Origin of the sequence: Pseudoalteromonas sp. DL2-H2.2, from assembly GCF_021532535.1 — a bacterium.
In the GTDB taxonomy this organism is placed as follows: Bacteria; Pseudomonadota; Gammaproteobacteria; order Enterobacterales; family Alteromonadaceae; genus Pseudoalteromonas; species Pseudoalteromonas rubra_A.
This window is the reverse complement of the sequence record NZ_JAKGBD010000001.1, coordinates 394,964-418,760: the sequence shown is the minus strand read 5'-3', so window position 1 is coordinate 418,760 and position 23,797 is coordinate 394,964. Positions and strand designations below refer to the sequence as shown.

Sequence of the window (23,797 nt, the reverse complement as noted above, 5' to 3'; positions counted from 1 at the left end):
AACCAACAACATTAAGGATAGTCATGCGTTCACTACTCGTCGCAACACTTCTGGCAGCCTGTGGCATGAGCAATGCTTCAGCCTCCACTAAAACAGATGATAAGCAAAATCTTCTTACACCCACACAAATACAACAGGATCTTCAGAGCTTTATTGATTATGTCCGGCTCGGTTACGCTTACAGCGATGAAAAACCGACTGACTTTGCCACCTTTGAGCAGTGTGTTCGTCATCAAAGTACTGAGCTTAAAGACAAGATGCAGCTATCTGCGCGGCTTAACCACTGCCTGGAGCACTGGTATGATCATCATGCTGATGTAACGCCCCGACCGTCAGACTATTATCTGCCAATGCCCACCGCCAGTGGTTTATGGGGGGTGTGGCAAAACGAACAAGCCATCATCACCGCAGTGCCATTTATGGGACCCGCCTATAAACAGGGCTTCCGCGCGGGAATGCAGATCTTACGCCTCAATGGCGTGCCCATTGCTAAAGCCATTACCAGGGCCAACGTCTCTGGCTTGGATGCTGCAAGCAGCTGGACACTCAACCGGCTATTGACGGGGAAGCGTAATCAAACTCTCTCGCTGGAAGTTCGCTGGCAGGGTAAGACCGAAATAAAGCTGCTGGATATTGAAGCCATTGTAAAAGATGTGATTGCAGAAAAACCCCTGCTGACGCAAAAGCGCATTGGCACAGTGGGCTATATTCGCCCGGAAAACAGCCTGGGTAATAATGCGCTAATCGGCGCTTTTGACGAGGCAATGGAGCAGTTGAAAGATACCCGGGCCATGATCCTCGATTTACGCCACACGCCCAGTGGCGGCAATACCGAAGTGGCCAGAGGTATTATGAGTCGCTTCATTAAAACCCGTCAGGCATATCAAACACATGAGCTAGTCTCTATCGAACGAGAGTTTGGGGTGAAGCGTGCCTGGCAGGAATTTGTCTTTCCCCGTGGCGACTTTCAGTACGACAAGCCATTAATTGTACTGTGCGACAAGTGGACAGGCAGCATGGGAGAGGGCCTGACCATAGGGTTGCATGGGATGAAACGGGCAACGGTAATCGGCACACAAATGTCACAACTACTCGGTGCCATCTATAGTGAAACCCTGTCACACAGCCAGCTCAGTTATATGTTACCCAGAGAAAAGCTCTATCATATCAATGGCACGCCGAGAGAGGCCTTTATGCCGGATATCATCATCGAACAACAAGATCATGATCAAAGTAAAGACGTGATCCTGGACATGGCATTGCAGCAACTACACAGTCTGTGATCCCTTTTACATTGGGCCTTGTTATACAAGGCCTTTTAAATCAAAGCCGCGACTATTGGCAAACTTCGGGAGCCTGATAGTCCAGCTCTAACAAATCAAAGTAGTTTTGTCCGAGGACAATATGCCGAAAGGCCTCATCACTGAGATATTGGTTAATACGACTGTTGATCTCCACTTCACGCCGATAGTCCCGCAGCTTATAGCCTTTTGCCGCGACAAAATCACTGCCGGTCAGAATACGCGTTGGATAACGATTAAAAAATGCCACATAGTGTGCACGGATCGCCGCGTGGCGAAAATAGGCCTCGTATAACACCCGCCACGATATATCGAGCATCAGGTTAGGGTAAGCATCCAGCAACCGCGACAGGATAGCGATATGCTGCTGCGGATCCATCTTAGTTTGTTCCCGCGACAACCCCATATGCACCCAGACAATCGGATTATCCGGATAACGGGCCAGTACATTTTCCATCAGGTGTAAATACTGGGTGGGTGCCTGATCTGAGCCAATATCCGCATGGATAGACAAAGGCATGGGCGCCCTGCCATCTTCAGGCGCTCTGAGTCTGGCCATAAACGGGGCCCAGTCGGCAATGTGTGCAGGCTCCGTTGCCCGATGAGCGTGCTTGAAGAGAGCTTGCTTCACCAGGTTCACCTCTCCCATCCAGGTAAATGCCTGGCCAAATTCATCGTCCAGTAAATCCATCTTTTGCACCACATCCTGTGGCTCACTGAGATCGGCAAAACTCATTGATAATGTCAGATGCAGATCGCTATTTGGGTGCAATAACGCGTTAGACCCATTGATAACATCATTTCTGATGGTCGGTTTGATTTCACCCGTCGGACACAATGAAAAGCGCTGACAGCCACTTTGTGCACTGAACATTTGTCCAATACCAAACACATTAACAAACAACACACCGGCGGGCTGAAAATAACGGATCAATTCGGCGTAAGGCACGGCCTCGCCACCAAAAGGACGAAAGTGCGCATGCGCGTCGACCACAAATGTATAGGGCTGCGTGGCTCTGTCATAACAGGCTTGTTCAGGACCGGCTTTAAACTGGGCCAATTGGCGCTCACTGCCCGTGCTCTGGCAGCCCGACACCAAAGACATCAGGGCTGACGCCAGAAAAACAGCACGCAACGTCTTTGTGCTCATGGTTATTTCCCTCTTTGCAAGTTTACGGCCTGCCAGCAACACCACCCTAACCCACTGCAAAGGTGGAGTTTGCCGCTTGGTATAATTCCGGACTGGCGGTCCGTTTTTGTGTTCAGTGGCAGCATGAAATATATAACCATTTGTTATTATTATACAATTTTTTTGGAGCATTCTTTGCTGTAGACTTGGCTCTGATCACCGACCGTTTAATGGATATCCATTATGTTACAGCGCTATCGCGACTTTATCTGGTTTACCTGTTTACAGCCAGCGCTTATGCAACTAGGCCAGCAACCACGCTGGGCACTCAGTATGTTGAGCTTACTGACACTGACACTCAGTGCCGTGCTCTGTGTTGCCGCCCTGCTCTATCATATCTGGTTTAAACCACTGCCTTACCCAGTGCCACAGCATACTCTGGTACTTGACCATCATCGCCAGGCCACGAGCGCCGGACTGACCGATCATGGCTGGCCTTATCCGGCTGTCACACAGCTGCTGCGCATGGCAGGCAGTACCGCTCCTGCGTCAGATGGCGAAACACAGCCAAATCCGCTGCTGAGTTTTTACTACGCAGAAGAAGTGCCACTGGAGACAACCTACCAGGAAAAAATTAAAACCGCTTATGTCAGCGGCGACTGGCAAACTATGCTGGGTGGGAAGTTAATTTATGGTCATAGCAACCCATTTTTAGACACACCCGATACCCAGCCCCGCGGTGCGGTGATCAGCTTTGCGCTATGGCACAGCGCCTTTGGCGGCACACCAGACATATTAAGTTACCACCTCAATATCAATGGGGTGAAGCATCCAATTCGTGGCGTGGTCAGTCAAGATTATCAGCCGCCTGAGCTGTTTAAAGCCGGCTGGCAGCCCGATCTCTGGCTACCCTGGCGCTACAATAATTCAGAGTACAAAGGCTACTGGCAAAGCCCCGATCCCAACATTCGTGTGCTGCTGCGCTCGCAAACAGCACCAACCCAGCTGGCCCAGCTGCAAAGCCAGGTAAACAGTGCTGCCGCCTCACATGCCCCCAAACAGCTGCAAGACTGGCAAACCCGTCTGACCGCGCAACCCCTGACCACCGCACTACGTGGCGACCACCCGATTATCTTTATCGTGTTTGCCTGTACGCTCGCACTGTTGCTGCTGGCAAGCCTCAACCTGGCACAGTTGTTTTTACTCCAGTTGCTACAGAGCAGACATCAGCTGGCTGTGCGTTCTGTGGTTGGCGCAAACTATACAACGCTGCGTAATACCTTATTGTGCCAGCTGCTGTTGCTCATTGCACCGGCAATTATGCTCGCGCTAGGCGTAGCGCATTTTGCCTTGCAGTACAGCAAGGCATGGTTATCTCAGTTTATCTATCAGAGCGAACAACTGGCGCTCAACTGGTCGATGGTTTTGCTGGCAAGCCTGCTGGGGACCGCTATCCTGGCTTTATTTATGGCCTTGAGCCACAGACATTGTCAGTCAGACACCCTGATGCGCAGCCTCAGACGCAGCGGCAAAGGCCTGGCTGCACAATTGTCCCAGACCACCATCCGGCGCTTTGTCGCCTCACAGGTGTTGCTGGTCTCTCTGGCTATTTTGACCTGTGCGCAGCTGGTCTGGGATAACCTCAAACAACTGAGTCATCCTTTGGGGTTCGAGGCACAGCAAGTTTACGAACTGGAATTCAACGTTGCTACGCTGGACTGGCAAGGATGGTCTGCGTATGCCCCGATGGCCAAGGCCTTTAAACAGGCTTTGCTGCAGGAGCCCGGTGTGCTGGCCGCCAGTTTCGCCCGCACTCCACTCAAAGACGACTTTCAGTTTAATGTCACCGCTGCGTGGCGTGATACCCGCTATCTGCCCTTTCATCGCAATGTGGATCAAGACTACTTTGAGGTGCTGGCACAACGCCTCATTACCGGGCGCACATTCACCAAACAAGACATTGACGAGCAACACCCTGTGGTCATAGTCAACCGTACGTTTGCCCAAAAGCTTGGTGGCGAGGTGCTGGGTAAAACCCTGGAAGTTGATGGCTCAAAACCCCAGCGCATCATTGCTGTTATTGACGATTTACAACTGCCGGGTAAACCTGTGCCACCCGCACGCTTTTATTTACCTAATTTTGGCTCTGCCACCTACCTGCTGGTGAAACTGGCGCCCGGGCTGACGCTGAGCAAAACACAGCTCAGCACACTGCTGCAACAGCAGCACCCACAATTTGTGCTCACTCAGTGGCGGGCGCTGGACGATGAAGTGGCCCGCGCGCATCAATACCGACGGATCACCACCTGGCTGCTGGTCTTCGTCAATCTGCTGATCCTGATCATTACCGCGTATGGCATTTATAGTCTGCAAAGTTATGCAGCCTATCTGCAACAGAGCGTGGTTAAAGTACACCTGATGCTGGGTGCTAAGCGCCGCCAGGTTTTGCAGGCAAGGATCCGTGCGTTTTTACAACCCGCACTGATGAGTATTGCATTTGCGGTTATCGCAGTTGGCCTGAGCTGGCCCTGGCTTAAAACGTTAATGGTGTTTTCGCCCAGTCCAGCACTCATTGCGCTAAGCCTGGGCGGTGTGATTGTGACTCTGGTGGCTATCAGCCTGGTGACGGCCCGCCAATATGTGCCCACCAGACGATTACTGTAATATGTAAAGGGGGTTGCCACCCCCTTTTTAGCTGCTAACTACTGAGCTGTGCTTTAACCGCGACAAATCCCGCCACAGCATAGGTGCGACAATCAAAGTCAGTACCAGGTTAGACACGGGCACCGACAGCCAGACCCCGTCTATGCCAAACTGCTGCGGCAACAGGAATAAAAACGGCACCTGAATGGCCATATTGCCCAGTGAGATCAATAAAGATTTTGCCCCCTGATCGAGCGCCACATAGTACATGGCGGCAAGAAAAATAAAGCCATCCAGAAACACCATGGACAAGTGCAGGCGCGCACCACGTTGCGCCTCATCGAGCAGTACCAACTCCTGAGTAAACAAGGCAACCACAGCCTCAGGAAAGACATTCAGAAAAAGCACTATTGCCAGCCCAACCGACAGGCTCACCTGACAGGCCAGTTTCAACGTCGCAGCAATTTTCTCTATTTGCCCTGCCCCATAGTAATAGCTTACCGGCGGCTGCATCCCACTGGCCACCCCTTCGGCAAAGAAGTAATAAATCACGCCGATGTAGCCAATCAGTGCAAACGCTGCAACATGTAAGGGCTCACCGTAAGTCAGCAACTGCTTGTTGTGAAGCGCCGTAATAAAGGCAAAATACAGGAACATCACAAGCCCTGATGCCCCCTGAATTAAGGTTCGACCGGCAAGCTGTACAGAGAAGGTTAACCCGCTTAATGAGAGCCTGACACGCGCTTTGTCCGAACAAAAGTAGCTGAGGGCGAGTATACCCACCAGAGATTGTGATACCACACTGGCCCAGGCAGCTCCTGCAAGCTGCCACTGCAACAGCACAATAAAAACATAGTCGAGGACAATATTGGTCAATGCCCCCAAAATCAGCAGCCGCGTTGCCACACCCGGACTGCCGTCGTTGCGGATCAGCATGGGCAGCGCCCCCGCCGCCATAGTGGCCAAAGCCCCCCAGCCAAATACCGACAGGTAGCTGTGACCAAACCTCAGTACCTCGCCACTGGCCCCTTGCAGATCAAGCAACAGGCTGCCACTGGCATAAAGCGCCAGACTGGTTGTGAATGACAGTATCAGTAGCAACCAGATACTGGTTGCCAGCACCGCCTTGGCCTGCGCAGGGTCTTTCGCTCCGCGAAACAACGACAACAGACTGCCGGCTCCAATCCCCACCAGCGTACCCAGGCCAGCTATCAGGCCCACCACAGGCCAAGCGATATTCACAGCAGCCAGGCCATCGGCGCCGATAAAATGACCAACAAATACCCCATCTACAACCTGATATAAGCCATTCACCATCATGGCTGCGATAGCTGGTATGGTATAGCGCCAGAACGTTCGGGCTACCGACTCGCTGCGCTGCTCCGTCGGACCTTTTTGATCCTGGCCGAGCTGTGTTAGCTCCACATTGTGCGTTTGCATAAAATTCCCCGCTCACTGCTAATACCCGCTATTATGCTTAACTACCGGATGAATAAAAGTTAGTTACTATCCGCTTTTCGGATACTTTGGAGACCTTCATGCACTGGACACTCGATCAACTGGAAGCCTTTGTATGTGCTGCCAGAACCGGTTCTTTTTCTGCTGCCGCCCGCAAACTGGGTAAAGCACAGTCCCGGATAAGCACGGCCATTGCCAACCTGGAAACCGACCTGGGGTTTGAGCTGTTTGATCGCTCAGCCCGCTTACCCGTGTTAAATGCGGCAGGACATGACCTGTTCGCAGAAGCCGAAGCCGTGCTGATGCAGTGCCAGAGATTACAGTCCAGAGCGCTGTCAATGAGCTGCGGCGAGGAGGTATCGCTAACCGTGGCCATGGATGAGGCCGTGCCAATCAATGCATTTGAGACCCTGTTCAAACAACTGTCGCAGCAGTTTCCGTTATTAAAGCTGTCTATATTAAACGGCTCACAGGACGACATTGCCGGTTGGGTTGATGAACAAAAAGCCGATCTCGGGATCTTGTTTCATCAAAAACCACTCTCTCAGAGCCTGGATTTTACCCCTCTGGGCAGCTTTGAGCAGCGCCTGATAGTGGCCCCCGAGCATCCGCTGGCATCCTGCCCACACCCAACGGTTGAGCAGCTCAATCAGCATCGCCAGTTGGTGATCCGAGACCGCATTGGCAACAACCAGTCTCAGGCCATTTCCTCATTTCACTGGCACATCGACAGTTATTACTATATCGCCGGACTGGTTTTACGAGGTGTTGGCTGGGCGCTGGTGCCAGAGCATGTGGTTAAGTCTCACTGGTTTAACGAGGCCGTTATCACCCTTTCTACTCAGCACATTCCCGGCTCACTGACCGTTGATATGGGCCTGGTCAGGCGCAGGGATAAGGCAAAGGGCCCCGTCATTAACTGGCTTTATGACACCGCGTTATCTATGCCACTTTAGAGCCAGTTATAATCCATTTGCCGCGCGGTTTTAACAGCCAGCGTTTTGCCAAAGTGTACTTTGACCAGTTCAAGGCTCATATCTATGCCTGCGGAGATCCCCGCCGAGCTGGTAAAATTCTGATCCATCACAAACCGTTTATCCTGACACACCTTCAGATGAGGGTAACTGGTTTGCAGCTGCGCCAGGTCGTCCCAGTGCGTGGTCACCGATTTACCGTCAATCAGCCCCGCCTCGGCAAATAAAAACACCCCAGTGCAAATAGAAGCGCAGCGGCGAGTATGCGTGGCCGTTTCAGCCAACCAGGCCAGCACAGAGGTATTATTAAGCACATGCTGATGCTGACCGCCTGCGACTATCAGTAAGTCAAATCGGGGATGACCATGGATACTGTAATGCGGGTTAACAGACAAGCCACCGCGACAACTCACGGGCGCATGGCTCGGTGCAATCAGACTGATATTTACGGGCTCATCCACAAAACGAGCTGCCGTGCTGAACACTTCAAATGGGCCGCTAAAGTCTAACACTTCAACGCCATCGTAAATAAAAATACCGATTTCCATTGAATGATCCAGAATTAGAAAGTTGTTGAGCCCCCATAGTGTAGCGCAGATCTTAACCATTCATATCTATTTACACTTTGATTTTGGCGATTAATCGAGATCTGATTGCACTTTTATAAAGTTGTCTTTTAGTATGCTGTAATCAAAATGACAACAAGCGAAAACCAACTATGTTGAAAATTAAACTAACACTACTGAGCGCTGCCGTGATGATCGGTCTGGCGGGATGCAGCAGCACACAGCAAAGCAACGAAAGTACAGTAACAGTTGCCGAAAAACAGTATCAAAACCCCATTTTACAGCCATTTTCCGGACCATATCAGGGCGTACCTCAATTTGATAAGGTCCAGCTTAAAGATCTTGAACCGGCACTGGACATTGCACTAGCAGAGCACCTAAGCGAAATTGACCAGATCGCAAATAACACCGCGCCTGCAAGCTTTGACAACACCGTAGTTGCCATGGAGCGTTCAGGTCAGGCACTGGATCGCGTTTTTACCTACTACGGAATCTGGAGCGCCAACAACTCTTCACCTGAGTTTCGTAAAATGCAGGGCGGCCTGATGGCAAAATATGCCAAGTATCGCTCTCAGATCACCCAAAACAAGGCGCTGTTTGAACGTATTAAAACCGTGTATGAAAGCCCTGAATTCAAACAACTGAGCGCAGAAGAGCAACGTATCACCTGGTTACAGTACAACAGCTTTGCCCGTAACGGTGCCACGCTGGAAGGGGACGCGGCAAAACGCTACGCCGAAATTAACCTGGCTTTATCAAAGCTGCACGCAGACTTTGCCAACAATGTCCTGGCCGATGAAGAGGGCTACGTCGTTTATCTGAGCAAAGACCAGCTTTCTGGTTTACCAGCGTCTTATATCACGTCTGCTGCCGCAGCAGCCGAAGAGCGCGGCAAGCCAGGTATGTATGCGGTCACCAACACTCGCTCTTCTATGGATCCGTTTTTGATGTACTCCACAGAGCGTGAATTACGCAAGCAGGTATGGCAAAACTACTACAGCCGTGGTAACAATGCCGGTGAGCACAATAACAAGGCCATCATTAATGAGATCCTGACCTTACGTCACGAACGTGTGCAACTGCTGGGTTACGAGAACTATGCACAATGGCGTCTTGAAGACCGCATGGCAAAAGATCCGAAAAACGCCATGGAGCTGATGGATAAGGTATGGCCAGCAGCCATTGCCCGTGTCAAAGAAGAAGTTGCCGATATGCAGGCGCTGGCAGACAAAGAAGGCGCAAACATCAAGATTGAGCCATGGGACTACCGTTTCTACTCTGAGAAAGTGCGCAAAGCCAAGTACGACCTTGACTCCAATGAAGTCAAACAATACCTGCAACTGGACAAGCTACGTGAAGCCATGTTCTACGTCGCAGGTCGCCTGTTTAACTTTGAGTTCACTGAGGTACCAGAAGGTTCAGTACCGGTCTTCCATGAAGACGTACGCGTCTGGGAAGTAACCGATAAAACCAGCGGCGAACACATTGGCCTTTGGTACTTAGACCCGTTTGCACGTCAGGGTAAACGCTCCGGCGCCTGGGCTACTTCATACCGTCGCCACACCACGTTTGATGGTAAAACCAACGTGCTGAGCTCGAACAACTCTAACTTCGTTAAAGCTCCGGCGGGTCAGGCGAGCCTGATCTCCTGGAATGACGCGGAAACTTACTTCCACGAGTTTGGTCACGCACTGCACTCTTTGTCTTCTAAAGTAAAATACCCAGGCTCAAACTCAGGTGTACGCGACTACACTGAGTTCCAGTCACAGCTGCTAGAGCGCTGGCTGGTCACAGATGAAGTGATCGAACGCTTCCTGGTACACCATGAAACCGGCAAACCTATGCCAAAATCACTGGTCAACAAAATCAAGCAAGCGGCTAACTTCAACCAGGGTTTTGCCACCACAGAGTACCTGGCGTCGGCCATTATGGATATGAAGTTCCACACCACAGATCCTGCTAAGATTGGCGATCCGGTTGAATTCGAAAGATCTCAGCTGGCGGCTATCGGCATGCCATCTGAAATTGTGATGCGTCACCGCACCACACACTTTGGCCATGTTTTCTCGGGTGAAGGCTACTCGGCAGGCTATTACGGTTACCTGTGGGCAGAAGTACTTACATCTGATGCGGCCCAGGCCTTTGCCAGTGCACCGGGCGGTTTCTATGATGAAGAAGTGGCGGATCGCCTGGTGAACTATCTGTTCTCAGTGCGCAACGCAATGGATCCGGCTGAGGCGTATCGTAAGTTCCGTGGTCGCGACGCAGCGGTCGAAGCCCTGATGTTAGATCGCGGCTTCCCGGTCAACTCTGAGAAATAATTCGTAGAAGTAATTCGTAGAAGTAATTTATCAAGTCTTAAAAGCCCCATGATTATGGGGCTTTTTCCTGCCATATATTCAATTATTCAATGACGTCTAACAGCTTCATTTTTCTTAGTTGCTTTTCCAGCGTCGCCAGGCTAAATGGCTTGATAACAAAGCCGTCGACTTTTTGTAGCAACACCTGTTGTACCCGGTCCCGACCATTTTCACAGGTGACCATCAGAATTTTGATATCTTTCAGGGAAGGTTTGGCGCGGATTTCATGTAACAGAGCAAGCCCGTCTACGTGCGGCATGTTGAGATCGGAAACAACCAGTTCATAGGTTTTTTTGTCGAGTAATTCCAGTGCCCGCTTTCCATCAGTGGCTTCGTCTATGTCTTTAAAGCCCAACCTGCGCAACATGCTTATCATCACATGACGCATGGAGGTCATATCGTCGACAACCAAAATTTTCACCCGTTACTCCCTAACTGACCCACTGATTAGCTAAAAATTAGTCTAAAACCGCGAAAAAGTCGATTGTAAGGAGTACGAGTGTGATTACTCTTTGTTTAATGACAAAGACATAAAGACACTGAGCGGGTTATCACGGTACAGACCAAAGCGCTCACAGCGTTCAAAGCCCAGGCTTTCGTAGAGGTTGATGGCTTTTTCCTGCTTTACGCCGGTTTCCAGGCGGATCAGAGGAATTTGTGCATCGCCCGCGTAATGCAGCAAAATTTGCATTATGCGTTTGGATAAGCCCTTACCACGGTACTGAGGTTTGACATACAAACGCTTTAATTCACCGTACAAGGTTTTATCGAATTGTTTAACGATAGCGCCACACGCCACTATGCCCTCTTCGTTACGCAGCCCCACGGCCCGTACATTGGGTTGATTGAGCTCTTCAAGTGCCAAAGACTGATCACTGGCAATGGGATAGAGGGTATTCATCAGCCGGTCAATTTCTGCAAATAGTTCTCTAACACTTGGATCATCGGGTTTTAAATCAACTAGTTGCATAATTTTCCTTTGAACAGAGCAGTTACTTTTTTAAACGGCTATTGAGCCCTTTTTACACGACATGTGATAAGGCTCAGCATATTGGCTGGCGCAACCACACAAAAGGGTATTTTAACGTACTTTACAGGAAATATAACTAAATATATTCAGGTAACAGAGAAAGGAAACATGTTGCAGCATGTAATTAACGTAACGGGTCAGGCTCGTGCAGCGGCTCAAACTTAGGCCAAATAGGCCGTCCATGGGGTTTGACCTTTCAGGCCAGCCAAAGTGTGATAGCAAATAACAGGATAGTGGCAATCGTGATGAAAAACAGTGAACACTGATTATGACCGGTACGGCCTGACTGTGAAAACAACATGATTAACTCCTCCCGAACTCCCCTGACGACTAAAACCACAAAAGTATTAATTACAGAGAAAGCGCTACAACCAAAAGTAGTAATATTGATAGCAAAAAATTACCCAAAACACCAGTGGATCGTGCAAATATTATCCTAAAAATCAGGTTAATCTCAGCGTTTAACTAGTGCAATCATATAATACAAACACTTACGTTTAATCTTTAGACAGTGCAAAAAAGTCAAAATACGCTTGGTTTAAGCGACTGAGGACCCATATAAGGAAAAAAGGAGTAGCCATGATCACATTAAAAGCAGCGAATAAAGACAATTACAGTGACCTATTTGCACTGCAACTACTGCCAGACGACCTAAATTTTATCGCATCACCGGCCGAAGCCCTGGCCGAATCGGCATTTTTTCCATACTACCGAAATCTGCTGATCTACCGCGCGCAAACCCTGATCGGCTTTATTCAATATCATCCCATGGAGCCGGAAGGCACCCAACATGAATACACCATCACTCAGCTGGTAATAGACCAACGCTTTCGGCGCCAGGGCTTTGCCACTCAGGCATTGCAACAATTGCTATTACAGCTCAGGGCCAAGTCGGATTGTCAGGTTATTTCAGCCGTGTATGTCGAGGGCAACGAGCGAATGCGCAACCTGCTCAGCCAGCTGTCATTTGAATATAAGGGGCGCTGGAATGACACCGCCTATCTGATGGAGTGGCACAGTGATAAGCCCTTGCCTGAAGTGTATCTCAGCACTGTGTGGCAGAAGAATTTCGAACGACTGGGCGACCTTGAACTGCACGAGCAACAAAAGCCCCTGGTCGCGCCTAATGACTGGACCTTACTGGAGGCCGCCTATAACCCGGACTATGAAGTACGTGCTATCAGCCACCAAGGCAAACAAGTCGGATTGCTAATGTGGGTGACGGAGCAACCACATCGGGTTTCAATTTGGCGATTAATGGTGGATAAAGCCCATCAGCAGCAAGGAATAGGCAGACAAGCCCTTCAGGCTGCCCTGGACGAGATCCGTAGTCACCGAGAGATCACAGAAATTGCTATCTGCTACGTACCCGATAACCCGGTTGCAAAAGACTTTTATGCCAGCTTTGGCTTTGTCGAAACCGGCTTTGATGAGGAGGAGCAAGAAATGCTGGCCGAGATCAAATTAAGCTCGCCTTGCCAGCCTGCATCTGAGTGTAAAGGGGCTTAACACAGAGAGATTAGCTGCTGGGGTTCGGCATAACGAATACCCGCCTGCTCAAACGCGTGGATATCGTCAGCGCCGTGATAATGATATACACAGAGCCTGGCTAAGACTGCTGGCGGGTACTCCTTTAAAAGCTCATCCAGTCCGGCGTGGCTGGGGTTTGCAGATGCCACGCAGTCATGAAAAATAATCTCTCCCTGAGTCACCTGATGGATCAACAACTCAGGAATGGGCCGGGTATCGCCGCTATAGAAAAATCGTCCAGGAAGATGCAAAGAGAAGGCACTGCCGGGGGCCTGATGACGAACAGGATAGCAGCTTAGTCTGAGCTGCTGATGGAAAAACTGCTCCCCCACGGGATGCAATTCAAAGGTATGCCAGATATCTTCACGACACTCGGCCAGGCCAGTATACGCCAGCATGGCAAACAGTGACTGGATCAATTGTACGGGCACATATAACCGCACTGTCTGACCACTTAAGGCGGCCTTAAAATACAACTGCTCCAGCCCGCCAATATGATCGTAGTGCAGGTGAGTGATAAATACCGCCCGGGGCAGCGACTGGCTGCCAAAGGTCTGCTTATAACGCACCAGCGTATCATGACCACAGTCGATCAGCAGCCAGGGGCGGGCATCGCAGCAAATGACACAGGCGGAATTTCCTAGCTCGGTTGCACTGGCTGCACCTACGCCCAAAAATAACGCACTGTCTGGCACGCCTGCCTGAGGCTGTGTGCGCTTTGATTGCGTCTGTGCTGGCCGGGTTACTATCGAATCTAACATCAGTCTGCTCGTCAATACTCACCACTCGGTACAAAGACAATGCTAGATGCAATAATTGACATTCCCATGACATACTCGCCCTGGTCCTGTAAATAGTTACACCACTATTTGGTTAATTTCACCACATTCAGTCACTATATGTTCAGCGCTTAATTCATGAAAGAGGTAAGCAACTGATATTTTTAAACTAATTTGTTGGCACCCGTTTTGCTTGTTCCCTGTACATAACCTGTATATAAAAAAGAACAAATTGGAATTGCATCATGATCAAAAAACTCTCTCCTTTATTCGCAGCATTGGCACTCAGTGGCTGTGTGATCCACATTGATGGCCACAGCAAAACAGTTGCAGATGTGGAACTTCAAAAAACCCTGACCCTCAACGCCACCGAACTGCGCAGCCTGGTTGCAGACACCAGCGCCGGTTCGCTGGATATTGTGGGCGTCGACAACCTTACCCAGATTGAAGTCGATGCCAGGATACGGACTGACAAAGAGCACAGTTATCAGCTTAGCCTTGAACAGGACGGTAACAATGCAAAGCTGATTGCAAAACATAACGCCCGCGTTGGTATTGTCTGGTACAGCGGTAACAGCCCCAAAATTGACCTGTCCCTGCGTGTGCCCAGCCACCTGATGCTGGATATTGATGATGGTTCGGGTGACATTGCCATCACCAGCATGACCGGAGATATCGAGCTGGAGGATGGCTCAGGTGATATCAGCATTAACGGGGCAGCCAACGTTAAAATTGACGATGGCTCAGGACAGATGCTGATCCGTGGTGTCAGCGGCATGCTGGATATCGAAGACGGCTCGGGCGACATTACCATTGAAGGTGGCAGTCAGCTTAAACTCGATGATGACTCGGGACAGATCTATATCTCTGACATCAGCGGCGATATGGACATTGAAGACGGCTCAGGCGACCTGCAAATCATTGGCGGACGCTCGCTCACCCTGGACGATGAATCGGGCAACATTAGCCTGATGGACCTCAGTGGCGACCTGCGCATTGTGGATGGCTCGGGTAATGTCGAGATCCGTGGCGGTAACACCCTGGATTTACGCGATGACTCCGGCTTTGTGCGCGTTCAGAACTTACAGGGCAACGCCAAAGTAGACGACGGCAGTGGCAACTTGGTACTGCAAAATATTAAAGGCCATGTCACCATTGATGATGACTCTGGCGACATCGAGGTGATAGAAGCGGGCGGTCTGACCATCACAGGCGACACCTCAGGCGGACAACGCATCGAAAAGGTCCGCGGCGAAGTGAATATCCGGGATTGATAGTCACTTTTTGCAAGTAAAGTGTCACCTTCTGCCAGTGAAAAACCAGACGTCACCTTCTACAATGACGTCATAACTTCTGGTAACAAGGTGACAGCGGTGCTAGGCGGGATTATTCAATTTAATAGAAAAGTTGGATAGGCGTTTACACCCGCAGCACATAAAATTCAGTGTCATATTTTCGGACGCTGATTTTGAAAAATTTACTCGCCTTAACCTTTGCCGTTCATCTTGGTGCGCTGTGGCCCATAGCCTCATACAGCGCAGACTTTGCCGCGTATAAGCAGCAATTTCCACTCAAGGACAAGAAGAGCTTTACAGAGGCGCTCGAAGAAGGCGAGGCATTACTTGCAGAGCCATCGCTTACCCCACAACAGCGGACCTTTGTGCTGCATCGCATGGCATTACACCTGGTGCGGCTGGACGACTACGAGCGCGCAAAGCTCAGGCTTGATGCACTGGCTAGTCATCTGAGCGCACACCCCGATGACTCTATGCAGGGAAAATACCACTGGGTAAGCGGCGACCTGGCACTGCGTTTAGGGGATGGTCAGGGCGCTCAGGCGCATTTTCTCAGCGCCAGCGAATTTTTTTCTCGTACGCAAGACTGGCGCATGCTTAGCCATGCTCATCGCATGGTTGCCAATGCCCTTGCCAAGGACAGCCCGAACCTCAAAGCACTTGAGCATGTTGCCCTGGCAAAACATTATGCTGAACAGGACAATAATATTCCGTTGCACAACGCCGCATTTGATACGCAAGCCCGAATCTATAAGCTCTTTGGCCAGTTAGACAGAGCACTGGAAAGCCGCCAGGCTCAGCTGACCTGGCTTGGGCAACAAAGTCAGCCAGATCAGGCCATGATGTCGGCAACTTACTATGGTCTGGCCGATATTTTTGTGGATTTCGGCGACCATCAGGCCGCACTCGAAGCTTTCACCCAATCGTACCGCTACGACGAGCAGGCAAATGACCGTCTTTACATGGGACAAAATCAGATCCGAATTGCAGAACAACATCTGCAACTGGCCGATTTAGACGCTGCAGCCCAGGCTTATGAACAGGCAAAAGCCATCAGTGAGTCCATAGACCACAAGCGTAATCTGGGCTGGGCCATAGCCGGGCTGGGGCGTGTTCAGCTGGCCAAAGCCAACTACCCGCAAGCAGCTAATTTAATTGGCCAGGGTCTGACGTTGATCAATCCGCAGCATAATCAGGCACTGCATCGCCAACACCTGGTCTGGTATGCCAGTGCCTTAAGCCATCAGGATCCGGGCCAGGCGATAGCACAACTGGCGCCTTATTTCGACCCTAAACCAAATGACACTATGGTGGAGGCCGCAAAAGTGCTGGCCTTTGCCTATCAGCAGCAACAAGACTTTACATCGGCACTGCGCTTTCAGACGCACGCAACTGAGCTGCTCCAGCAGCAAACTGAGCAATCGCGACTGACCCGGCTGGAAGCCAAAAAGCGCGACGCTGAATTGCACTTAGAAACGCTCAAAGTGAATCAGCTACAAAGCGGGCTGGATGAACAAAAGCGCCAGAACAGGCTACAAAGCGTGATCCTGGCGGCGGCCATCATAGTGCTGCTGAACTTTTTCCTGATGTTTTATCTGTATCATCTGAAAAAGCGTAAAGTGATGGAAAAAGAGGCCGCCGTACTCAACCAGGCACTGACCCTCAAACAACAGCTGCTGGCGGATGTCTCACATGAGCTGCGAACGCCACTGACGGTGCTCAAACTGAATATTGAGGCACTGCAACACAACCTGATCACAGACCCCGATGCCACCTACACGCTGATGCAAAGTCGTTTGTCTATGTTAAACACTTTGATAGCCGATATTTATGAGCTGGCACAGGCAGACACACACAGCCTGCAACTGGACCTGCAAGTACGACCCGCCAAAGCCCTGTTTGATGAGTTGATCAGTGCCATTAAACCTTTAATCGCACAACACGAGCTGACGCTGAGCACACACAATACTCTGTCCGACACACCGGAAGTTGCCTGTGATATAGACCGGATGCACCAGATCTTCAACAATCTGGCACGCAACAGCTGCCACTACACCAATAAGCCAGGACAAGTCAGTGTGACTATCGCTCAACAAGCTGAGCACCTGATCTGTCACTTTGAAGATTCCAGCCCGGGTGTCGGTGATGACGATTTACCGCGCCTCACCGAGCGCCTTTATCGCTGCGATAAATCACGCAGCCGCGATCTGGGCGGTTCAGGCCTGGGGTTGTCGATTTGTCAGAAGATCACTGAGTTGCATCAGGGGCAGTTATCTTTGTCGCACAGCAAACTGGGTGGTCTGTGCGTGACCCTTACGCTACCACTTGTACAACCCGCACAATCCGATAGCTAAGCTCAGTTACCTTTCCCTTGCTTTCACTTAGTGCCGTTTTACTTTCATGTAATTACAGCTAATCTAAAAGCATCATCATCTGAACGCTGGATGGTTCATTCTATTTTTCCAATCGAACCAATTAATTTAACCCATTATACAAATGAATCGATTCGCCTGATAATGGCTTCATCGAAATCAAAGGAGACAAACATTATGCTAAACAATATCGAAGGTCAGACAATTCCTCAGGTCACTTTCCCGGTACGTGAAAACGACGAATGGAAAAATATCAGCACAGATGATCTGTTCAAAGGCAAAACCGTTGTGGTGTTCTCACTGCCTGGCGCCTTTACACCAACCTGTTCATCAACGCACCTGCCACGTTACAACGAACTGGCTGGCGTATTTAAACAAAATGGGGTTGATGACATCATCTGTATCTCTGTCAACGATACCTTTGTGATGAATGCCTGGGCCAAAGATCAGGAAGCAGAAAACGTGACGCTTATCCCGGACGGAAACGGTGAGTTTTCTGAAGGCATGGGCATGTTAGTAGACAAAAAAGAGTTGGGCTTTGGCAAACGCAGCTGGCGTTACTCTATGCTTGTTAAAGACGGCGTGATTGAAAAAATGTTCATTGAGCCGGACGTACCGGGCGACCCGTTTGAAGTATCTGATGCCGATACCATGCTTGAATACATCAACCCAGAGCAGGTAAAACCGCAGCCAGTTTCAATCATCACCAAACCAGGCTGTCCTTTCTGCGCCAAAGCAAAAGCCCTACTGGACGAACAGGGTCTGGTCTATGAAGAACTGGTGTTAGGTCAACAAGCCACCCTGACCAGCCTGAAAGCGCTGTCTGGTCGTGAAACTGTGCCGCAGGTGTTCATTGGCGGTAAACACATTGGTGGTTCAGACGACCTGGCGACCTACTTCGCGCAGTAACCACACAAACTCAAAAAGTCATCTGTGAAGGGGCTTAACAGCCCCTCAACTCCCTTTGCTCAGAGGTAAAACATGAAACAACTTGAAACTGACGTAGTCGTGATTGGTGCGGGCACAGCCGGGCTCAGCGCCTATCGAAATGCCAAACAATCCACGGATAATGTGTTAATGATCGAAGCCGGTCAGTATGGCACCACTTGCGCACGTGTCGGCTGCATGCCCAGCAAGTTGTTGATTGCCGCAGCGGAAGCCGCACACAGCGTGACCGAAGCGCCAAAATTTGGGGTTAATACCACAGCGCCAGAAATCGATGGCAAAGCCGTAATGGCACGAGTGCGCAGCGAGCGAGATCGATTTGTTGGTTTTGTACTGGAAGCCGTAGATGAGTTGCCAGAGCAAGACAGGATCAAGGGCTATGCACGCTTTTTGGATGCCAACCGGGTTCAGATTGACGACCATACTGTGATCACCGCCAAACGCTTTGTTATCGCGACCGGCTCAAGACCGAATATTCCGGGCTTCTTTCAGGCTTTTGGCGAGCGCTTAATCATTAATGATGATGTGTTTGACTGGCAGGACTTACCCGAGTCTGTGGCCGTGTTTGGCCCGGGCGTAATTGGCCTGGAACTGGGACAAGCTCTGCATCGCCTGGGTGTGAAGGTAAAGTTGTTCGGCGTAGGGGGTAACATTGGGCCGCTGACGGATCCGCAAATTCAGGATTATGCCAATACCGTGTTTGGCGAAGAATTTTATGTCGACAGCGATGCCAAAGTCTCTGATATGAAGCAGGTTGGCGACAAAGCACAACTGACCTACATTGATCACGATGGCAAGCCACAGACCGAACAATTTGACTATGTGCTGGCAGCAACGGGCAGAGTGCCGAATGTCGATAAGCTGGGCCTGAAAAACACCGGCATTGAACTCGATGATCGCGGTGTGCCGCTGGCCGACCCTCATACCATGCAGTGTGGCGACAGCCATATCTTTATTGCCGGGGATGCCAGCAACCAGATCCCTCTGCTGCACGAAGCGGCCGACCAGGGCACCATTGCCGGTCAAAATGCCGGACGTTTCCCGGATGTACGCAATGGCCTGCGCCGCGCGCCAATTGCTGCGGTATTCAGCGATCCGCAAATTGCGATGGTGGGGGAGAGCTTTAAACAATTGAATGAGCGCTATGGCAAATGTGGCTGCTTTGCCATTGGTGAAGTAAGCTTTGAAAATCAGGGCCGCAGCCGCGTGATGCTAAAAAATAAGGGTTATATGCACCTGTATGCAGAGCAGGGCAGTGGTTTGTTCCTGGGCGCTGAGTTTATCGGGCCTGCCGCTGAGCATATCGCGCACCTGCTGGCCTGGGCCGTGCAAAATAAGATGACGGTGCCCCAGATGCTGGATATGCCTTTCTATCACCCGGTCATTGAAGAGGGGCTGCGTACTGCGCTGAGAAACCTCAATGCCAGGCTCAAATTTGGTCCGGATATTGTCCAGCATTGTATGGAATGCGGTCCGGGCGCTTAATTAAACGCCGTCTGCCCGGTAGCCTGAGCTTGCTACCGGGCTTCGACGTTGAGCACGCTCAGGCATCGTAGCGACCCGCTTGTTGAGTTGCGTCATTGCGCATTTTTTCAAACTTATCAAAAGCATCAGATACCACTTCCTTGTCTGTCGCCGTCAGTGAGATGGTCACGCCACAGCTGGGATTAGCGCAGCAAAACGCCTGCCCCGCCAGCAGTAAGCTGGATTCAAAGTGAATAGGCATGCCACATTCCGGACAGTCAATTTTTGATTTTATACTCATGGGTTAATCCTCGTTTTTACTGGGTAAAGGGGTCAGGTTTTTTGCAAAAATATCGAGTATCGTAGTGATCCCGCGCGGTAAGGGTAACTGGCCTGCTTCGAGCATCACTTCGTAGTTGGCGTGCGCCGAGCCCGACTGCTGCTGACTCTGACTGCCTGATTTCGCCAAAGATCCATGCAGCTCAGTTTCAAATTCATGGGCTTGCTCAGGCTGGCGAGATTGCGAGCGATTGTGTTTTTGCTCCTGTGAAGTCTGCTTTTTGATTTCTCTGGAGCTTTTCACCTCCATGCTGAAAGAGACGGTTAATTTTTCAATGGCCAGTGAGTTTATGGGGATCAACGTCATCAGCGGGATGGCAATTTCCATTTCATAGGGGACTTTGCTCACGCTGCCGTCTTTTTCCAACACCGAGCGGGTCAGGGTAAATGTCACCATCACCGGGGTAAGACGCCCTTCATTGTGACGGTCTTTTTCAAAGCAGGTTGATAAAATAAATTGAGTTTGTGCATTGGCTATCATTGCATTGGCATCGGTGGCCGCTTTAAGTGGCGCACCAATCAATGCTTTCATAGGTAAACCGGCAAATTGCGACGCAATATTACTGTTCATACTTTTATCCTTACACTGAGCGGGTTAGCCCGGAATTTGCGCTCTGAGCGCGCGCTCATAGCCTTCAACGAGCTTTTTCAGCCCTTCGGGGGGTTCGTTGCCAGTAAGCGTGATTTCCAACGTGGCATTGGCGGTGTTTTCACTTGTTTCTTGCTGGCCCATCAGCTTATTGCGCAGCCCGGCAGGCTTGGCCGTGCTGCGGGCAAAGGCCACCATCAGCTGATCTTGCTCATTGTTGCTGATCTCCAGTTCAGCGATAAACTTCACCTCTGAGATCCGCGGAGAAGAAATGGGCACCAGCGCCAGTAATGGCACTTCTGCGCTCACTGTGTCTATGCCGTGTTCAGTGCGGCTGGGAAACTCCATCGCACAGGTTTTTGGCGAGTAACTGGGTGCCTTGCCTTTGCCATTGTCTTGCTCATCGAAAAAGCGTTTTACAAAGTCCAGCGTTTCGCCTTCGACCGATTTAGCGGCGTCTTTGACTCCTTTGTGAATGGCCTTCATAAGTGATTGAAATTCGATCATGATGCTCTCTTTTTGTTGATCCGGTTAATAAAGGGAAGCGCAATGCTTCCCCGGTTGGGTGCTATTACAGGCGATTACGGTTTTTCGATGATCGGGTCAATGTTCTTCGTAAAGGCATTGATGATCGTCGTTACACCGGTTGGCAGCGGTAGCTGACCTGCGTGGACATCCACCTCATACTTGGCTTTGTTCGATGCTTCATAGTGTTCGCGTTGCTTGGAACTGGTTTTGCTGCTGTGCGACACAGAGCCATGTACTTCGACCGAGAACAACCCCGCATTGTATTTTGCGGTGATGTCGGCTTTTGCTGCGGTTTCCTGCTCAGACTGCTTTTCATTGTCCTTTGACATTGAGCTCGAAACTTCCATTTCAAAGTGCACTTTCACGTCATCAACTGCCAGAGAGTTCAGCGGGATCAGGGTCAGCAGAGGTAACTTCAGCGTGATATTTGCTTCAGACGTCGTGGTGCCTTTGATCACCGGACGGCTCAGCGTGAACTCAACCATGATTGGCTTGAGCTGGCTTGAAGTGCCCTGAGCACCGGCGGTTTTATCAAAGCAGGTACTGAGCATAAACTGTGTTTGCGTACGTGCCATCATGCCATTTGCATCTGTTGCAGCTTTCAGTGGAGCACCGATAAGCGACTTCATAGGTAAGCCACTGAATTGCTGCGCCATAGATACGAGTCCAGACATAAAATTCTCCTCAAAAATTACTCTTAAATTCGCGACATCATGTCGCATGAGATAACGTTTACCCGGTGGTGAACGTCGGAGGTCATAATAGGCGTCGGGCAGCTATAACAATCGGCGCTTTAGGGCAATAATTCGGGGACATCTGGTAAGTGTGCAAAGCAGGCTGGCTGACAGGAAAAAGTGGTTACGCACCAGAGAAGGCAGTGATACCATGATCGCCAGTGAGTTTTGTTCCACTATTCATTCCATAAAGGATCACCCGTGATACAAAGAATTGACACCAAACAACGCATGAGCCGTATCGTTAAACACAACGGCACCATCTATTTATGTGGCCAGGTTTGTAAAGACTCAGAGCAGGGCATTAAAGAGCAAACCGCCACTATGCTTGAGAAAGTGGATGAGCTGTTGCTGCAAGCAGGCAGTGATCGTGAGCATATTTTGTCTGCCACGATTTATATTAAAGATATGAAATACTTTAGTGAGATGAACGAAGTATGGGATGCCTGGGTGCCTGAAGGCCACGCGCCTGCGCGCGCCTGTGTTGAAGCGGCAATGGCAAGAGACGCGTTACTAGTAGAAATTTCAGTGATTGCAGCTGAAATTAACCCCGCTTAACATGTTACGCCCGGTTCAATACCGGGCGATTTTTATGATGTGCGAGGCTAGTTGCGCGCTATCTGGAATGGCTCGTTTGTTCTGACGTAAAGCAGGGCAGACTCATCAGCACTAAGCGCCATCTGCACCGGCTCCCCGGCAGCCAGATAACTACCCGGCCGCAATACCTGATTTTGCTGTGTTTTTGTTTGCAAAAAGTTCAGCGCACCGCGGATCACCACAGCTTTAAACTCGCTGCCGGTGCTGGACAATTGTACTTTGGCATTGGCGGGCAGCTTGACTAATACACCAGTCAGCGGGCCTTGTTGCCATAAATTTGCCAGTTGAATGCCTGCGCCCTTGAGCTGCGTTGACGTATGCTGATCCAGCCAGGTCAAGTTCGCATAGTGAAGGTTGACGGGCCGCTCACCATTATCAAATTGCTGTGCAGAGGGCTTAACCAGATAAGGGCCTTGGTCAATTTCAAGGTAAATCATATTGCCCGGTGCATTGGCGGACGTAATGTGATCTTCCCCTGCAGGTTGAGTCCAGTAAGAGCCCGGCGGCATCCACATCGCTTTGGCCTGAGGGTCGTCGTTATGCAGCAGGCCTTCTATCACAATACCGCGATAAGACACGTTATGAATATGCGGTGGTGACGAAAACCCGGGTTCAAACCTCACCAGCATGCCAGTCGCACCGGCTTGAGTTCTGTCTCCCCACAAGTTTGCAGCCTTTGGGCTCTTATCACCCCGAGCCGGATTCAGATGCCCCCATTCAATTTGCTCGGTGCTGATAATCGTTACCTCATTACTACCCAGGCTCGTATCCTGAGCCTTTAGAGCGTGAGAGAAAAAGCACGCCGAAATAATAAAAGCACTGAGTAAACTGGATTTTGCCACGAAGATAAGCCCCTTGTGAAAACAACAAAACGAATGTACACAAGTTTAAGCCCATAGACACAAACGATAAATTGGCTACGGGTTGAAAGATTATCAAGGTTTGATTGATAATCATCCTAAAAGCGCACTTTTTCACCCCAATTCCTGCTGGCAGGCGTTATTGGTTTGATCAAGTTGCCAGCTACTCAGAATAAGGAATACACATGTTGCAAAAAAGCACGCTGCTGTTGTCCACCCAGATCTTCGCCTTCTTAACGGACTAAACGCTGGCTTTATATATTCCCTCACGAGGGCTCAACTGTGATTGGCGGTACGGCTGTAA

21 protein-coding genes are annotated in these 23,797 nt (G+C 50.3%); 10 read left to right on the top strand and 11 right to left on the bottom strand.

Annotated features, from left to right (window positions below; all coding sequences use genetic code 11):
* The first annotated feature begins 23 nt into the window (after positions 1–23).
* Entirely contained in the window at positions 24–1,283 is a 1,260-nt protein-coding gene (locus tag L1285_RS01660; RefSeq protein ID WP_235410715.1) for a S41 family peptidase, read from the top strand.
* A 52-nt stretch (positions 1,284–1,335) separates the two neighbouring features.
* Here L1285_RS01660 and L1285_RS01655 read toward each other — a convergent pair whose 3' ends face one another.
* Positions 1,336–2,451, bottom strand: a complete 1,116-nt coding sequence (locus L1285_RS01655) for an amidohydrolase family protein (protein WP_235410714.1) — start codon at positions 2,449–2,451, stop codon at positions 1,336–1,338.
* Between the two features lie 222 nt (positions 2,452–2,673).
* Between L1285_RS01655 and L1285_RS01650 the strand changes: the two genes are divergently transcribed.
* Positions 2,674–5,094, top strand: a complete 2,421-nt coding sequence (locus L1285_RS01650) for an ABC transporter permease (protein WP_235410713.1) — start codon at positions 2,674–2,676, stop codon at positions 5,092–5,094.
* Positions 5,095–5,121: 27 nt separating this feature from the next.
* On the opposite strand, the gene L1285_RS01645 is transcribed toward L1285_RS01650, so the two are convergent.
* The gene (locus L1285_RS01645) at positions 5,122–6,513 is read right to left on the bottom strand and encodes an MATE family efflux transporter (protein ID WP_235410712.1); all 1,392 of its coding nucleotides are present in this window, start codon (positions 6,511–6,513) and stop codon (positions 5,122–5,124) included.
* 98 nt (positions 6,514–6,611) lie between these two features.
* On the opposite strand from L1285_RS01645, the gene L1285_RS01640 reads away from it, so the two are divergent.
* Positions 6,612–7,487 carry a LysR family transcriptional regulator gene (locus tag L1285_RS01640; protein WP_235410711.1) on the top strand — a complete coding sequence of 292 codons (876 nt, stop codon included), beginning with the start codon at positions 6,612–6,614 and terminating at the stop codon, positions 7,485–7,487.
* Here the strand turns inward: L1285_RS01640 and L1285_RS01635 are convergent.
* Positions 7,484–8,053, bottom strand: a complete 570-nt coding sequence (locus tag L1285_RS01635) for a DJ-1/PfpI family protein (protein ID WP_046007117.1) — start codon at positions 8,051–8,053, stop codon at positions 7,484–7,486. The two genes, L1285_RS01640 and L1285_RS01635, sit on opposite strands and share 4 nt — an antisense overlap.
* A gap of 170 nt (positions 8,054–8,223) precedes the next feature.
* On the opposite strand from L1285_RS01635, the gene L1285_RS01630 reads away from it, so the two are divergent.
* Positions 8,224–10,392 (top strand): M3 family metallopeptidase, encoded by a 2,169-nt coding sequence (locus L1285_RS01630; RefSeq protein ID WP_235410710.1) that lies wholly within the window; start codon positions 8,224–8,226, stop codon positions 10,390–10,392.
* A gap of 82 nt (positions 10,393–10,474) precedes the next feature.
* On the opposite strand, the gene L1285_RS01625 is transcribed toward L1285_RS01630, so the two are convergent.
* Together L1285_RS01625 and L1285_RS01620 are read right to left on the bottom strand one after the other, a co-directional pair.
* Positions 10,475–10,852: a response regulator gene (locus tag L1285_RS01625; RefSeq protein WP_235410709.1), complete on the bottom strand. Its 378-nt coding sequence runs from the start codon at positions 10,850–10,852 to the stop codon at positions 10,475–10,477.
* 84 nt (positions 10,853–10,936) lie between these two features.
* A complete protein-coding gene (locus L1285_RS01620) occupies positions 10,937–11,401 on the bottom strand; it encodes a GNAT family N-acetyltransferase (protein WP_046007114.1) in 465 nt (154 codons plus the stop codon).
* Between the two features lie 639 nt (positions 11,402–12,040).
* Here L1285_RS01620 and L1285_RS23810 point away from each other — a divergent pair.
* Positions 12,041–12,970 (top strand): GNAT family N-acetyltransferase, encoded by a 930-nt coding sequence (locus tag L1285_RS23810; protein ID WP_328284989.1) that lies wholly within the window; start codon positions 12,041–12,043, stop codon positions 12,968–12,970.
* Here the strand turns inward: L1285_RS23810 and L1285_RS01605 are convergent.
* Positions 12,967–13,752, bottom strand: a complete 786-nt coding sequence (locus L1285_RS01605) for an MBL fold metallo-hydrolase (protein WP_235410708.1) — start codon at positions 13,750–13,752, stop codon at positions 12,967–12,969. The genes L1285_RS23810 and L1285_RS01605 overlap by 4 nt on opposite strands.
* A 263-nt stretch (positions 13,753–14,015) precedes the next feature.
* Between L1285_RS01605 and L1285_RS01600 the strand changes: the two genes are divergently transcribed.
* The 4 genes from L1285_RS01600 (at position 14,016) to L1285_RS01585 (ending at position 19,867) form a co-directional block, all read left to right on the top strand.
* Entirely contained in the window at positions 14,016–15,044 is a 1,029-nt protein-coding gene (locus L1285_RS01600) for a DUF4097 domain-containing protein (RefSeq protein ID WP_235410707.1), read from the top strand.
* Between the two features lie 194 nt (positions 15,045–15,238).
* The gene (locus L1285_RS01595; RefSeq protein WP_235410706.1) at positions 15,239–17,419 is read left to right on the top strand and encodes an ATP-binding protein; all 2,181 of its coding nucleotides are present in this window, start codon (positions 15,239–15,241) and stop codon (positions 17,417–17,419) included.
* A gap of 195 nt (positions 17,420–17,614) precedes the next feature.
* Positions 17,615–18,346 (top strand): glutathione peroxidase, encoded by a 732-nt coding sequence (locus tag L1285_RS01590; RefSeq protein WP_235410705.1) that lies wholly within the window; start codon positions 17,615–17,617, stop codon positions 18,344–18,346.
* Positions 18,347–18,418: 72 nt separating this feature from the next.
* Entirely contained in the window at positions 18,419–19,867 is a 1,449-nt protein-coding gene (locus L1285_RS01585; protein WP_235410704.1) for a dihydrolipoyl dehydrogenase, read from the top strand.
* Between the two features lie 58 nt (positions 19,868–19,925).
* Here L1285_RS01585 and L1285_RS01580 read toward each other — a convergent pair whose 3' ends face one another.
* From L1285_RS01580 to L1285_RS01565, 4 genes are all read right to left on the bottom strand, one after another.
* On the bottom strand, positions 19,926–20,147 hold the full coding sequence (locus tag L1285_RS01580; protein ID WP_046007111.1) for a hypothetical protein: 222 nt from the start codon (positions 20,145–20,147) through the stop codon (positions 19,926–19,928).
* A gap of 3 nt (positions 20,148–20,150) precedes the next feature.
* Positions 20,151–20,756: a DUF2589 domain-containing protein gene (locus L1285_RS01575; RefSeq protein WP_130244990.1), complete on the bottom strand. Its 606-nt coding sequence runs from the start codon at positions 20,754–20,756 to the stop codon at positions 20,151–20,153.
* A gap of 24 nt (positions 20,757–20,780) precedes the next feature.
* A complete protein-coding gene (locus L1285_RS01570) occupies positions 20,781–21,281 on the bottom strand; it encodes a DUF2589 domain-containing protein (RefSeq protein WP_046007109.1) in 501 nt (166 codons plus the stop codon).
* Between the two features lie 74 nt (positions 21,282–21,355).
* Positions 21,356–21,976, bottom strand: coding sequence for a DUF2589 domain-containing protein (locus L1285_RS01565; protein WP_235410703.1), 621 nt, complete (start codon positions 21,974–21,976; stop codon positions 21,356–21,358).
* A gap of 261 nt (positions 21,977–22,237) precedes the next feature.
* Here L1285_RS01565 and L1285_RS01560 point away from each other — a divergent pair, with 261 nt between their 5' ends.
* Positions 22,238–22,594, top strand: coding sequence for a RidA family protein (locus L1285_RS01560; protein WP_235410702.1), 357 nt, complete (start codon positions 22,238–22,240; stop codon positions 22,592–22,594).
* Positions 22,595–22,641: 47 nt separating this feature from the next.
* Here L1285_RS01560 and L1285_RS01555 read toward each other — a convergent pair whose 3' ends face one another.
* A complete protein-coding gene (locus L1285_RS01555) occupies positions 22,642–23,475 on the bottom strand; it encodes a DUF4437 domain-containing protein (RefSeq protein WP_235410701.1) in 834 nt (277 codons plus the stop codon).
* Positions 23,476–23,797: the final 322 nt, after the last annotated feature.

What these genes read in the sequence shown, in the direction of transcription:
- L1285_RS01660 (WP_235410715.1), top strand. Translation starts at nt 24, where the DNA reads ATGCGTTCACTACTCGTCGCAACACTTCTGGCAGCCTGTGGCATGAGC.
- L1285_RS01655 (WP_235410714.1), bottom strand. Translation starts at nt 2,451, where the DNA reads ATGAGCACAAAGACGTTGCGTGCTGTTTTTCTGGCGTCAGCCCTGATG.
- L1285_RS01650 (WP_235410713.1), top strand. Translation starts at nt 2,674, where the DNA reads ATGTTACAGCGCTATCGCGACTTTATCTGGTTTACCTGTTTACAGCCA.
- L1285_RS01645 (WP_235410712.1), bottom strand. Translation starts at nt 6,513, where the DNA reads ATGCAAACGCACAATGTGGAGCTAACACAGCTCGGCCAGGATCAAAAA.
- L1285_RS01640 (WP_235410711.1), top strand. Translation starts at nt 6,612, where the DNA reads ATGCACTGGACACTCGATCAACTGGAAGCCTTTGTATGTGCTGCCAGA.
- L1285_RS01635 (WP_046007117.1), bottom strand. Translation starts at nt 8,053, where the DNA reads ATGGAAATCGGTATTTTTATTTACGATGGCGTTGAAGTGTTAGACTTT.
- L1285_RS01630 (WP_235410710.1), top strand. Translation starts at nt 8,224, where the DNA reads ATGTTGAAAATTAAACTAACACTACTGAGCGCTGCCGTGATGATCGGT.
- L1285_RS01620 (WP_046007114.1), bottom strand. Translation starts at nt 11,401, where the DNA reads ATGCAACTAGTTGATTTAAAACCCGATGATCCAAGTGTTAGAGAACTA.
- L1285_RS23810 (WP_328284989.1), top strand. Translation starts at nt 12,041, where the DNA reads ATGATCACATTAAAAGCAGCGAATAAAGACAATTACAGTGACCTATTT.
- L1285_RS01605 (WP_235410708.1), bottom strand. Translation starts at nt 13,752, where the DNA reads ATGTTAGATTCGATAGTAACCCGGCCAGCACAGACGCAATCAAAGCGC.
- L1285_RS01600 (WP_235410707.1), top strand. Translation starts at nt 14,016, where the DNA reads ATGATCAAAAAACTCTCTCCTTTATTCGCAGCATTGGCACTCAGTGGC.
- L1285_RS01590 (WP_235410705.1), top strand. Translation starts at nt 17,615, where the DNA reads ATGCTAAACAATATCGAAGGTCAGACAATTCCTCAGGTCACTTTCCCG.
- L1285_RS01585 (WP_235410704.1), top strand. Translation starts at nt 18,419, where the DNA reads ATGAAACAACTTGAAACTGACGTAGTCGTGATTGGTGCGGGCACAGCC.
- L1285_RS01580 (WP_046007111.1), bottom strand. Translation starts at nt 20,147, where the DNA reads ATGAGTATAAAATCAAAAATTGACTGTCCGGAATGTGGCATGCCTATT.
- L1285_RS01575 (WP_130244990.1), bottom strand. Translation starts at nt 20,756, where the DNA reads ATGAACAGTAATATTGCGTCGCAATTTGCCGGTTTACCTATGAAAGCA.
- L1285_RS01570 (WP_046007109.1), bottom strand. Translation starts at nt 21,281, where the DNA reads ATGATCGAATTTCAATCACTTATGAAGGCCATTCACAAAGGAGTCAAA.
- L1285_RS01565 (WP_235410703.1), bottom strand. Translation starts at nt 21,976, where the DNA reads ATGTCTGGACTCGTATCTATGGCGCAGCAATTCAGTGGCTTACCTATG.